Raw genomic sequence first — 12,270 nt, 5'->3', positions numbered from 1 at the left:
GGCTGGATTCGCTGGCGCAGTGCCAGATTCGCTGGCGCAGTGCTAGATCCGCTGGCGCAGCTTCGAGACGAGTTCTTCGTTCGAGTCGGTCTGCCGCATGAGGCCGAGGACCTCCTGCATGGCCTCGACCGGCGGATAGGTGCTGAGTTCGCGCCGCATCGCCTGCGCGACGAGAAGTTCGTCGTCGCTCATCAGGCGTTCCTCGCGTCGCGTCGCGCTCGAGTTGAGATCGATCGCCGGAAAGATCCGGCGGTCCGAAATGTCCCGGTCGAGCACGAGTTCGCTGTTCCCCGTCCCCTTGAACTCCTCGAAGATCACCTGGTCCATGCGGGAGCCGGTGTCGACGAGCGCCGTCGCGATGATCGTGAGCGATCCGCCGCCCTTGGTCTCCGGGACGCAGCGCGCGCTGCCGAAGAAGCGCTTCGGCTTCTCGAGCGAGTTCGCGTCGATGCCGCCCGTGAGCGTGCGCCCGCTTCCCTCCTCCGTCGTGTTGTACGCACGCGCCAGCCGCGTGATCGAATCGAGGATGAGGACGACATCCTGCCCCATCTCCGCGAGGCGCCGCGCGCGCTCGAGCGTGATCTCCGCGACCTGCACATGACGCTCGGCCCGGTGGTCGAAGCTCGAGGCGGTGACCTCGCCGAGTCCCGTCGCCTCCATCTCCGTCACTTCCTCCGGACGCTCGTCGACGAGGAGGATGAGGATCGTGGAATCGGGGTGGTTCTTCGAAACGCCCTCGGCGATCGCCTGCAGGACCATCGTCTTGCCGGCCTTGGCGGGCGCGACGATGAGCGACCGCTGACCCATCCCCATGGGGCAGATGAGGTCGATGATCCGGTTCGTGTAGTCGGGCTGGCCGCGGCGCTCGAGCCCGCACTCCAGCCGCAGACGCCGATCGGGGTGCATCGCGCTCAGACGGTCGAACTGCCGGCGGCGTCCGAGCTGGTCCGGGGGGTGGCCGTTGACGGTGTGGAGGTGTCGGAGCGGCGGACTCTTGCCGGGGCGGGGAGGGCGGCCGGCCTGGCCGCAGATCTCGTCTCCCGTCCGCAGATCGTAGCGGGAGACGATCTTCGGACTCACGTAGATGTCGTCGTCGCTCGGCGTATACCCGGCATGCTGGCGGCGGATGAACCCCGTGCCGTTGCCGAGCCGCTCGATGAGTCCCAGGTAGCCGTCCTTCGGACCTTCCGGAACTTCGGCGGCCGCATCCTGCTGGCTCGGCCGCTGTTGCCGGGGCCCCTGCCCTCCCCGGTTGCGGCGGCCGCGCGAACGGCGCCGCCGGTTCCGGCCCTTTCCGCCGCGGCCGCCGGATCCCTTGCCCCGGCCCCTGGGCTGCCCCTTGCCGCCTCCGTCCCCGCGCGGGGAGCCGCCGCGGGGCTGTGATGTGTTGTTCGTCAATGCACCAACTCTTTGTTGTATTCCGCGAAGCCGGACCGGATTCGCGACTTCGAGACTCTCCGGGGCCGAATCGACCGCGCCGGGAAAAGGGGGTTGGGGATCCCCCGGAATCGCCTGAATGCTAGTGTCGTGTCCCGGAAATACGCGAGCTACCGAGAGTGCACCAGTATGGGGCGCATCCGGGGCTCGCGCCAGTTTCCGGGCGGTTCCGCCGGCGCGCGCGGCCGTAGCCGGGGAATCGAGATCCTGTATATTCCGGGCGCTCCGCTCGGCACGAACGCGACGGGAACGCGACGGGCCGGGGGACGCACCTCCGACGCATGCCTTATGAAACTCATCACAGAAGAACTCTGGAGTGAAATAGAATGATGAAGCGATCGACACTACCGGCCCTGGGCGCGTTCGTCCTCTTCGGATGCGGCGGCGGCGAGAGCGACCAGCCGTCACCCGCGCCGGCGCCCGCCCCGGCTCCGGCCACGGAGGCGGCCGCGGCGGCTTCGGGGCCCATGGCCGTGGACTGGATCTCGGTGGACGACGGCGCGCGCACCGTAACAATTGATCTCGTCGCGGGCTCGACGGACGCGAACAACCGCTGGAACTTCAACGGCTACGCCAACGGCGAGGCCACGATCGTCGTGCCTGTCGGATACGCCGTCACCGTCAACTTCGAGAACCGGGACCCGGTCAACTATCACAGCTTCAGCGTCCTCCAGCGGGCCGCGAGCTACCCCGCGATCTTCGATGACGCCACGCCCGTCTTCGAGGGCGCGGTCACCTCGAACGCGACTTCGATGACGGAGGCCACAGCCCCCGGCGGCGGCACCGAGAGCATCAGCTTCACGGCTTCCACGGCCGGCGAGTACGCGCTCGTGTGCCCCGTTCCGGCTCACGCGGTTACGGGCATGTGGATCGGGTTCGACGTCTCCGACTCGGGCGAGTCCGGGTTGCAGAGCTAGTTCGAGGGGAGACCGGCCGCGTATGGAGACGCTGCGGAAGGTGCTGCTGTGGGCTTCCACGAACCGGTGGCTCTCGCAGCGCCTGCCGGAGCGCCGTTTCGTGCGGCGCGCCGTGCGCAAGTTCATGCCGGGCGAGACGCTGGAGGACGCGCTCGGCGAGGCCGCCCGTCTGCGGGAGGAAGGCGTTCCCACCCTCGTCACGACGCTGGGCGAGAACGTCGAGACCGCGGAGGAGACCCGCGAATCCGTCGCCGAGTACGTGCGGGCGATGGACCTGGCGGACGAGATGGGGCTCGATCTGGAGGTCTCGATCAAGCCCACCCACCTCGGACTCGACCAGGACCCGCAACTCGCGGTCGAGAACGTGGGGGAACTCGCGGCGCGCGCCGAGGGTCGCGGCACGCTCTGGATCGACATGGAGGGGTCGTTCTACACGGAGGCGACCCTCTCCCTCTACCGCGCCGTCCGGCGCGGGCACGTGAACGTCGGACTCTGCATCCAGTCCTACCTCAGACGGACCGCGGACGACCTCGAATCGCTCATGGAATTCGGCCCCCGCATCCGGCTCGTGAAGGGAGCGTACGCGGAACCGGCCGAGATCGCCTTTCCGGACAAGCGGGACGTGGACGAGAGCTACCTCGCCCTCGCGCGGCGCCTCATCGACCACCTCGGGAACGGAGGAGATGGTTTCCTCGGGCTCGGGACGCACGATCCGGCGATGATCGGGCCGCTCTCCGCGGACGCGGGGGCGGCGGGTCTCGACGGCAGCCGGTTCGAAATCGAAATGCTGTACGGCATCGGACGGCGGGAGCAGAGGAGGCTCGTGGGCAACGGGACCCCGCTGCGGGTGCTGATCAGCTACGGGGGGGCGTGGTTCCCGTGGTACATGCGCCGCCTCGCCGAGCGGCCCGCGAACGTGTGGTTCGTCGCCCGCAGCATGTTCCGCTAGGAGCGAGCGAATGGACGAGCAACCGGGAGCCGGCGCGCTCTTCGCACCGGATATCCTCAAGGGCCGCACCGCGCTCATCACGGGCGGCGGGAGCGGCATCGGGTACGGGATCGCGGAGTGCCTCGCGGCGGCCGGCGCCTCCGTGGGCGTGTTCAGCCGCAACGAGGAGCGGGTGACGCAGGCGGCGGAACGCCTGGCTTCGACCCACGGCGTGCGGACGCTCCCGACGGTTGGGGATGTGCGCGAACCGGCGGCGCTCGAAGCCGCGGTGCATGAGACGCGGGACGCGCTCGGGTCCATCGACATCCTCGTGAACAACGCGGCGGGCAACTTCTACGCGCCGACGGCCGAGCTGTCGCCGAACGGGTGGCGCGCCGTGGTGGAGATCGACCTGTTCGGCACCTTCCACGCCTGCCGCGCGGTCTACCCCGTCATGGCCGAGCAGGGGTACGGGCGCATCGTGTCGATCTCGATGACCATTCACTACCGGGGCTGGCCCCTCATGGCCCACGCGACAGCGGCGAAGGCGGGGGTGGACGCTCTGACTCGTACGCTCGCCATCGAGTGGGCGCGGGACGGAATCAACGTGAACGCCGTGGCGCCGGGTCCGATCCCGACGGAGGGCGTGAAGAAGGCGTTCGCGGCTCCCCCGAGCGACGAAGTCGACATGTTCGGCGTGCGCTCCGGCGCCGGGTTCGCGGAGCGCTTCATCCCCGCCGGCCGGCTGGGGCACCCGCACGACATCGGGCAGACGATCGCCTTCCTGTGCTCGCCGGCGGGAGACTGGATCACGGGCACGGTGATCGTCGTCGACGGCGGCGAGTCGCTCGTGAGCCCCCGCACCATCCCCGGCGGACGCTCAGAGAGCTGAGGCGCCGCCGACTTCAGACGGCGGCCGCGGCCGCGTTGGCCGGCACTTCGGCCGTCAGCCGCCCGGCTTGCCCCCGCAGCGGCGCGGCAAAGCGATCGCCGGGGGTCGCGCGGCCGAGAAGTTCGACCCTCAGGTAATCGCCGGTCACGCCGGCGACGCGGTCGTCCCGGCCCTCCACGACGATGTCGGCGATGCTGCCCACGCGCCCTTCGGAATAGCCCCGGCCCTTGCGGAGGCCGAGGTCCCGCAGCGTCCGCGAGCGGGCCGCCGCCACGTCGCCGGGCACCCGGTCCGGGAGACTCGCGGCCACGGTTCCGTCCCGCACGGAATAGGGGAATACGTGCAGGTAGGTGTAAGGCAGCTCCTCCACGAGCGCCCGTGTCTCCTCGAATTCCTCCTCCCCCTCGCCCGGGAACCCGACGATGATGTCCGCGCCGAGACCGAACGCGCCGGAATCGACCGCGGCCAGGCGCTCGGCGATGTGGAGCACGCGGGCGCGATACGCCTCCCGCGTGTGCCAGCGGCGCATGAGGCGAAGCACCCGGTCGGACCCGCTCTGCATCGGTATGTGCAGGTGGGGCGCCAGGTGTCCATCCGATGCCGCGAGCAGATCCACGAGCCGGTCGTCGATTTCCGTCGCCTCGATGGAGGAGAGGCGGAAGCGGGCGGGGACTTCCTCGAGCAGCCGTTCGCACAGCGTCGCGAGACTGGCGGGGGTGCGGGGGCCATCGCGCCCGGGATCCGTGTCGAGATCCTTCCCGTAGTGGCCGATGTGGATCCCGGTGATCACGAGTTCCGGGTGCGCGCGCGCGAGGGTCGCGGCCTCCGCCACGACTTCGGCGACGGGGCGCGAGACCGAGGCGCCGCGCGCGATCCGGGTCGCGCAGAACGAGCACTTCCGGTCGCACCCGTCCTGGATCTTGAGCCACGCGCGGGTCCCGCGCGCATTCCGCTGCAGGGGGGCGAACGAAGCGTCCGAACGGCCGGCGGTGACCGGATCGGCGGCGGCGGAGTCTCCCAGTTGCGGCAAGAGTTCCGCGACCGCGGACGGGTCGTGTCCGGGCACGACGCCATCCACTTGTTCCAGCGCGCGATACTCGGCTTCACGGAAGGAGGTTGAACAGCCGGCGACGACGATGCGGAGATCCGGACGCTGGCGGCGCAGGCGGCGCACGAGTCGCCTCGCGTTCGCGTCCGCCTGGTTCGTCACCGTGCACGTGTTGATCACGGCGACGTCCGCCTGGTCCGCGCGGAGCGCGGTCTCGGCGCCGCGGAGTTCCAGTTCCTGGCGGATCCGCTCGGTATCGTACTGGTTCGCCTTGCACCCGAAGGTATGGAACCAGACGGAAGGCCTGTCGTTCACGTCGTTCACGTCGCCGGGCCGTGTCGCTCGGGAGGGGGTTCGCACGTTCTCTCTTGTAAGATCGGTGCAGCGCGCATGAGACGCTACGTGCCGGGTGGACGGCACCCCGCTCCGATGTATCTTTCCCATGGATTTTGTCCGGCCGAAGGAAGGTGCGGATCGCGCGCGGACCCGGCAGTCGCCGCGCGGCCCGGCACGACGGCCATGGAGGAATGCAAGATGTGGTGCGTGAAACAGAAGCGGTACGCAATCTTCGCCGTCGTGGCGATCGGGTTGTCACTAACGGCGTGCGGTGACAGCGACCCCGTGGTTCCGGAGCCCATGTTCGACAGCCCGTCCACGGTGCGCGTGGTCAACCGGCTGCTCGGTCCCGTGATCTTCTTCTTCGCCCGTCCGTGCGGGACGTCGGACTGGGGCTCGGATCTCTTCGGCACCGACCATCCCATCGAGGGGACGATCCAGCCCGGCGGCCAGCGGGACTTCACGGTCGAGGCCGGCTGCTATGACTTCCGGGCAGTGCACCTGGAAACGACCGAGCCGGGTCCCGCGCTCGAGAAGATGATCTTCAACCAGGCGGCCTCGCCGGTCACGCCGGTGGTCTGGACGCTCGAGGACGATCCCGTCGACCCGACCTGACCCGCAGCCTGTTCCGTTCCGGCGTCCGAGGGGCGTCGCGGGGGCAACCCCGTTGACGCCCCTCCTCATGCCCCGGAGTATCCGACACGTGGATCGCGTCCAACACTGAAACCCGGCCCGGAACCAGGGCCGAGGAACCGGTATTCCGGCGGAGGAACCGTTATGAGGCAGCAACTCGTCCAGGTGGCGGCGGACATGGGGACCAGGGGCAAGGGGATCCTGGCGGCCGATGAGAGTTCCGGCACGATCCGGAAGAGGTTCGACGGCATCGGCGTCGAATCGACGGAGGAGACCCGGCGCGACTACCGGGAACTGCTCTTCCGGACGAGCGACGCGCTGAGCGAGTGCATCTCGGGCGTCATCCTGTTCGACGAGACGCTGCGGCAGTCGGCGGCGGACGGCACGCCGCTCGTGCAACTGCTCTCCGATGCCGGATCGATCCCCGGGATCAAGATCGACAAGGGGGCGCATGCCCTCGCGGGGGCGCCGGGCGAAAAGGTGACCGAAGGACTCGACGGGCTGCGCGAGCGGCTGGCGGAGTACTACGAACTCGGGGCCCGCTTCACGAAGTGGCGCGCCGTCATCGACATCGGACGGGGCGGAGACCGCTCCATCCCGAGCGCCTACTGCATCGGCGCGAACGCCCACGCGCTCGCGCGGATGGCGGCGCTCAGCCAGGAGCAGGGACTCGTGCCGATCGTGGAGCCGGAGGTGCTGATGGACGGCGACCACGACATCGACCGCTGCTTCGAGGCGACCGAAGCCACGCTCAAGCAGGTGTATATGGCGCTCTTCCACCAGCGGGTGCTGCTGGAGGGCTCGGTCCTGAAGCCCAACATGGTGCTGTCGGGCAAGTTGTGCGCCGATCAGGCGGGCGTCGACGAGGTGGCCGAGAAGACCGTGCGCTGCCTGAAGCGCGCGGTTCCCTCGTCGGTTCCGAGCATCGTCTTTCTGTCGGGAGGTCAGTCGGACATCGAGGCCACGGCCCACCTGAACGCGATGAACGCGGGGTTCGATACGCCGTGGAACCTCAGCTTCTCGTACGGGCGGGCGCTTCAGGCGGCCCCGCTGCAGGCCTGGGGTGGCGCCGCGGACAACGGGCCGGCGGCGCAGGCGGCATTCGCGCACCGCGCGCGCATGAACGGGCTCGCGACGCGCGGCGAGTGGTCGATGGACCTGGAGCGGGCGGCCGCCTGAACGCCGCCCTCAGGTCGCGCGCCAGATCTCCCGCATCGCTTTCCCGAAAGCGGATCGGATCTCGGCCTCGCCCGCCATCGAGCCACGCTCCACGCGTCGTTCCCCTGCGACGTACACGGCCTCGATGTCGCGCTCATCTCCCCCGACGAGCCACGCGTCCATGAGGGTCTCCCAGTCGTGTCCCAGGGTGTGCGGACCTTCCCGATCCAGGACGACGAAGTCCGCCCGGTAACCCGGTTCGATTCGCCCCATCCGCATCGGCGCTCCGGCGCCGCCCGCCGGGCCGGATCCGGCCGCCGCCGCGCCGCCGCCCTCCGCGAGCCACGACCAGACGACCGGCCCCGCGCCCGCTTCGGTCGCCAGACGGGCCCTTCGCCGATCCCGCAGGCGCTGCCCGTACTCGAGTTGCCGCGCCTCCTCGATGGCGGAGATGCGGACGTTCGCGTCGGAGCCCACCGCGGCCGCGCCACCGGCGAGAAAGTGCTCGCGGGCGGGAAAGATCCCGTCCCCCAGGTGGGCCTCCGTGATCGGGCACAGGACGACTCGCGCCCCCGCGCTCCGGAGCCGGTTGCGCTCCGCCTCCGTGGCGTGCGTCGCATGCACGAGACTCCAGCGCGGACCCAGTTCGACCGTGTTCGCGAGGAGGTCGACGGGCGTGCTGCCGTGCACCGCGAGACACTCCTCGACCTCGAGTTCCTGCTCGCTGATGTGGATGTGCAGGGACGCTTCGGGGCCCAGCGTCGCGTCGACCGCCGCCACCAGCTCGGCGAGGTCGGCCGCGGGCACCGCGCGGAGAGAGTGCGGCGCCACGCCGGCCACCGCCGGCCCCAGCGCCTCGACCGTGGCCATGAACTCGGCGACCGAGCCGTGCGCGAAGCGGCGCTGTCCCTCGTGGGGCGCGGCCCCGTCGAAACCGGCGGTCCGGTAGTAGACGGGCAGGAGGCTGATGGGAAGGCCGACCTCCGCCGCCGCCGCGAGCACGGCCTGCGTCGTTTCGGGCCCGCGCGCGCCGTCCGCACCGTGATGGAGGTAGTGGAACTCCGCCACGTACGTGTAGCCGCCGCGCAGCATGCGGGCATACCCGTATCGCGCAATGTCGAACAGTTGCTCCGGGGTGATCGAGTCGGCCAGCCGGTACATGGCTCGCCGCCAACTCCAGAAGGAGTCGTCCCCTCGCGCCTCTTCGCCGAAGCCGGCCAGCGCGCACTGGAAGATGTGCGAGTGCGCGTTCGGCATGCCGGGGACCGCGAGTCCCCCGTCATACGGGGCGTTGCCGGCGTGAACCGCCCGAACCGCGCGGATCGTGCCGTCCGGAGCGATCTCGATCGACCGGTCCCGCTCGAGGCCCCGGGGGCCCAGGATGGCGCGAAACCTCAGCGTGCGGCTCTTGGTCCTCACGACTCCGACAATACGCGGCCGTCGGTCGGCACGGGTAGCCCACCGATACATCATCCGCCCCCCAGGCGTTATTTCATGGAGGCCGTGGCAAGATCATCCAAAAGGAGAACCGCCTTGAATCGCCTTGTCGGCGTTGCGTTGATCGGCCTTCTCGCGGGCCTCGCGATCCACCCGTCCGTCGTCTCCGCGCAGGGGGTGACGACCGCCGGCGTGGCGGGGCGCGTGATCGACGCCGAGGGAGCCCCCGTCGCCGGGGCCCGGGTGGAGTTCCGCCACACCCGGACCGGCGCCACCCACACTGTTCTGAGCGACGATCTCGGCCGTTTCAGCCTCGCCAATCTTCGGCCCGGCGGGCCGTACACGCTGGAGGTCGGGCGCATCGGGCTCAGCCCGGTGACGCGGGAGGGCCTGACGCTCATCGCCGGACAGAGGCTGCAGCTCGAGGTTCAACTCTCCGAGACGGCGGTTCCGCTGCCCGAACTCTCCGTACGCGTCGAGACGGACCCGGAGTTCGACCCCACCCGCATGGGCTCGACGACCGTCGTCGACCGCGAGACGATCGAGACGCTTCCCACCATTTCGAGGGACTTCACGGGATTCGCCCGACTCTCTCCGCTCGTGGCGGCGGACGAGATGGGGACCTCCGTGGCCGGATCGAACATCCGCTTCAACAACATCCAGGTGGACGGCGCGCTCAACCAGGACGTCTTCGGCCTCTCGCCCACCGGGGTGGCCGGCGGACAGGCGCGGGGACGCGTCATCCCGCTCGCGGCGATCGAGGAACTGCAGGTTCTCACCGCGCCGTACGACGTGCGCCAGTCCGGGTTCACCGGCGGTGTTCTCAATGCGGTGACGCGCTCGGGGGGCAACGACTTCCGCGGCTCCGCGTTCGGTTTCTTCCGCAACGACGGCCTCATCGGCGACGCCGTCATCGGCGGGATCCCGCGCGCGCCGGGCGAGCTTGAGAACACCTTCGCCGGCTTCGATCTCGGCGGGCCGATCCTGCGCGACCGCCTGCACTTCTTCGTCGCGGGCGAACTCGAGAACCGGACGCGGCCGCCCGACGGCTTCACGGTCGGCGTCGACGAGATCGTGCGTACGAAGCTCGACCCCGACTCGGTCCGCCGCGTGTCCAGGATCCTCCAGGGCTACGGCGCGGACGCGGGCGAGGCCGGTCTCTACACGCTCGAGAACGGCCTCGCCAACCTGTTCGCGCGCGTGGACGCCCGCCCGGACGCGGACCACTCCCTCATGTTCCGCTACAATCTCGCCTACGCCGCGGACGATCCGGCCACGAACCGACTCCCCGGCGACGCCTACGAGATGTCGTCCACCGGACGGGAGATCGAATCGCGGAACCAGTCGTTCGGGGCGCAGTGGCTCGCGACCCTCGGTCCACGGCTCTCGAACGACCTCATGGTGAACGTGCAGTTCCTGCGCGACCGGGAGACCGCGAACTCTCTCTATCCCCGGGTCGAGATCGACCTCCAGGCGGGAGTGCCGGGGGCGGGGTTCCGGCGCGAGTTGCGCCTCGGGTCCAACTACTCCGGGCCGGACGGCGAACTCGACCAGAACATCCTGCAGATCACGAACGCGCTGACGCTCTCGCTCGGAGACCACCATCTCACCTTCGGGGGCGGGTTCGAGCGCTTTTCCATCCGGCGGGAATACCTCCCGGGCAGCCTCGGCAGCTACTACTTCCGGTCGATGGCGGATCTGGCGGCGAACGCCCCCGCGGAATACGTCGTTCATGTGCCGCTCTCGGAGGACGCGGGCACGTCGGACTTCAACGTGCACCAGCTTTCGGCCTTCGTGCAGGAGGAGGCCCGGATCGGGGAGCGGCTGAACGTCCGGCTCGGCCTGCGCATGGACGTGCCGCTGATGCCGGACGCGCCGGCGCACAACCCGGACGTGGAGCGTTCGTTCGGCTTCAGCACGAGCGACCTGCCGGGCGGGACCGTCCTCTTCTCCCCGCGGGCGGGGTTCAACCTCGGTCTCGGCGGCGACCGCACGACGCAGATCCGCGGCGGGATGGGGCTGTTCACCGGCCGCCCCCCGTTCGCGTGGCTCGCGAGTGCCTATCAGAACACGGGGCTCTCGTCCGTGTTCATGACTTGCCGGCGACGGAATCTCGGAGTTCCCGACCCCGAGATCGTCCCCGCGTTCGATCCCCTCGCGCCTCCCCCGACCCTCTGCGTGGACGGCACGGGCGGCGAATCCGCGGTCCCGATCGTCACGCTGTTCGACCCCGACTTCCGCTTTCCGCGCGACTTCAAGGCCTCGCTCGCCGTCGACCAGCGCCTGCCGGGGGGATTCGTCCTCTCGCTCGAGGGCATCTATACCCGCGCGGTCAACCAGATCGCGTTCCAGGACCTGAACATCGGCCCCGCCTACCCCGCGGGCGACCGGACGGAGGCGAACGGGTTCACCTACGGTTTCGGCTACGGGAGGCGCGTGACCTTCGCCGACCCCGGCGCCGGGAGCGAGTTCGTCGATCCGCCGCCGGGCGAGCCCCCGGGCGAGCGCGAGCCGATCTTCCTCCCCCGCCGCGTCGACCCGGGCTTCGGCCAGGTCATCAAGATCGGGGACCGCCCCCTGAACTTCTCGTACGCTCTCAGCGCGCGGCTCCGGAAGCAGTTCGGCGACCGGCTCTCCGTCGACGTGGGCTATGCCTTCAACCGTTCCGCCGACGTGCGCAGCCTCTCGTCGCTCGATGCGATCGCGAACTTCGGCTACACGGCGGTCGAGGGGGATCCGAACGATCCGAAGCGGCAGGCCTCTCTCTTCGACCGGCCGCACCGCGTCGTGGCGAGCGCGACGGCCGCCCTGCCGGAACTGATGGGAGGCGGCCGCCTGTCCCTGCTATACGTGGGACAGTCCGGGCGACCCTACTCCTACGTGTATGCGGACGACATCAACGGGGACGCCTATCCCGGATACGGCCGCGCGCTCGACCTCGCGAACGACCTCATCTTCGTGACCGACGGGGCGTTCGACTTCCCCGGAGGAGGACGAACCCCGGTCAGCGGCATCCTCTTCGAGCAACTCGTCGCGCAGGAACCCTGCCTGCAGGAGAACCGCTCGCGGATTCTGCACCGGAACGGGTGCCGGACGCCGTGGTCGCACCAACTGGATTTCCGCTTCAGCCAGCCCATCCGGCTGGTCGGTGCGGAAGTCACGGTGACGCTCGACGTGCTCAACGTCCTCAACCTGGTGAACCCCGACTGGGGACATGTGCAGACCGTGAACCCCGTCGTGCAGTTGCTGACCGTCGAGGACCGGATCGAGGACGACTTCGATCTTCAGAACATGGTGCCCGAACCGGACGACCCGCTCCGCGCCCGCTACGCCGGGCCGCTGCAGACGAGCGACACGGGCGGCGTGCGCGCCGCGGTGCCCTACCTGCCGCAGATCGGCGCCTCGCAGTGGCAGGCCCAGTTCGGCATCGGCATCCGCTTCCGCTAGACGCGGCCACGGGGATACGTTCCGCCGCTCGACCCTG

At 69.8% G+C, this 12,270-nt stretch carries 9 protein-coding genes; 6 read left to right on the top strand and 3 right to left on the bottom strand.

What is annotated here, in order from left to right; translation table 11 throughout:
• Nucleotides 1-42: 42 nt before the first annotated feature.
• Nucleotides 43-1,398 carry a transcription termination factor Rho gene (gene rho / locus ACOGI9_RS00045; protein WP_419857883.1) on the bottom strand — a complete coding sequence of 452 codons (1,356 nt, stop codon included), beginning with the start codon at nucleotides 1,396-1,398 and terminating at the stop codon, nucleotides 43-45.
• A gap of 368 nt (nucleotides 1,399-1,766) precedes the next feature.
• Here rho and ACOGI9_RS00040 point away from each other — a divergent pair, with 368 nt between their 5' ends.
• Genes ACOGI9_RS00040 through ACOGI9_RS00030 form a run of 3 tightly spaced genes read left to right on the top strand, consistent with a single transcriptional unit; the run spans nucleotide 1,767 to nucleotide 4,174 of the window.
• Nucleotides 1,767-2,354, top strand: a complete 588-nt coding sequence (locus tag ACOGI9_RS00040) for a sulfocyanin-like copper-binding protein (protein ID WP_419857882.1) — start codon at nucleotides 1,767-1,769, stop codon at nucleotides 2,352-2,354.
• A 22-nt stretch (nucleotides 2,355-2,376) separates the two neighbouring features.
• A complete protein-coding gene (locus ACOGI9_RS00035; protein ID WP_419857881.1) occupies nucleotides 2,377-3,303 on the top strand; it encodes a proline dehydrogenase family protein in 927 nt (308 codons plus the stop codon).
• 10 nt (nucleotides 3,304-3,313) lie between these two features.
• Nucleotides 3,314-4,174, top strand: a complete 861-nt coding sequence (locus ACOGI9_RS00030) for an SDR family oxidoreductase (protein WP_419857880.1) — start codon at nucleotides 3,314-3,316, stop codon at nucleotides 4,172-4,174.
• 13 nt (nucleotides 4,175-4,187) lie between these two features.
• Here the strand turns inward: ACOGI9_RS00030 and ACOGI9_RS00025 are convergent, their stop codons facing one another.
• A complete protein-coding gene (locus ACOGI9_RS00025; RefSeq protein WP_419857879.1) occupies nucleotides 4,188-5,537 on the bottom strand; it encodes a MiaB/RimO family radical SAM methylthiotransferase in 1,350 nt (449 codons plus the stop codon).
• 228 nt (nucleotides 5,538-5,765) lie between these two features.
• Between ACOGI9_RS00025 and ACOGI9_RS00020 the strand changes: the two genes are divergently transcribed.
• The gene (locus tag ACOGI9_RS00020; protein WP_419857878.1) at nucleotides 5,766-6,173 is read left to right on the top strand and encodes a hypothetical protein; all 408 of its coding nucleotides are present in this window, start codon (nucleotides 5,766-5,768) and stop codon (nucleotides 6,171-6,173) included.
• 162 nt (nucleotides 6,174-6,335) lie between these two features.
• Complete coding sequence (locus ACOGI9_RS00015) at nucleotides 6,336-7,370, top strand: class I fructose-bisphosphate aldolase (protein WP_419857877.1); 1,035 nt, start codon at nucleotides 6,336-6,338, stop codon at nucleotides 7,368-7,370.
• A gap of 9 nt (nucleotides 7,371-7,379) precedes the next feature.
• On the opposite strand, the gene hutF is transcribed toward ACOGI9_RS00015, so the two are convergent.
• Nucleotides 7,380-8,768 (bottom strand): formimidoylglutamate deiminase, encoded by a 1,389-nt coding sequence (gene hutF, locus ACOGI9_RS00010; protein WP_419857876.1) that lies wholly within the window; start codon nucleotides 8,766-8,768, stop codon nucleotides 7,380-7,382.
• Nucleotides 8,769-8,882: 114 nt separating this feature from the next.
• Between hutF and ACOGI9_RS00005 the strand changes: the two genes are divergently transcribed.
• Nucleotides 8,883-12,233 carry a TonB-dependent receptor gene (locus ACOGI9_RS00005; RefSeq protein WP_419857875.1) on the top strand — a complete coding sequence of 1,117 codons (3,351 nt, stop codon included), beginning with the start codon at nucleotides 8,883-8,885 and terminating at the stop codon, nucleotides 12,231-12,233.
• The last annotated feature ends 37 nt before the right edge of the window (nucleotides 12,234-12,270 follow it).

This window comes from Candidatus Palauibacter irciniicola, from assembly GCF_965208695.1.
In the GTDB taxonomy this organism is placed as follows: domain Bacteria; phylum Gemmatimonadota; class Gemmatimonadetes; order Palauibacterales; family Palauibacteraceae; genus Palauibacter; species Palauibacter irciniicola.
The sequence above is the reverse complement of the archived record's forward strand: the minus strand, read 5'-3'. Positions and strand labels throughout refer to the sequence as shown.

Bases quoted from the DNA above. Each gene is read 5' to 3' on its own strand.
- ACOGI9_RS00030 (WP_419857880.1), top strand. From the start codon at position 3,314: ATGGACGAGCAACCGGGAGCCGGCGCGCTCTTCGCACCGGATATCCTC.
- ACOGI9_RS00040 (WP_419857882.1), top strand. From the start codon at position 1,767: ATGAAGCGATCGACACTACCGGCCCTGGGCGCGTTCGTCCTCTTCGGA.
- ACOGI9_RS00015 (WP_419857877.1), top strand. From the start codon at position 6,336: ATGAGGCAGCAACTCGTCCAGGTGGCGGCGGACATGGGGACCAGGGGC.
- ACOGI9_RS00035 (WP_419857881.1), top strand. From the start codon at position 2,377: ATGGAGACGCTGCGGAAGGTGCTGCTGTGGGCTTCCACGAACCGGTGG.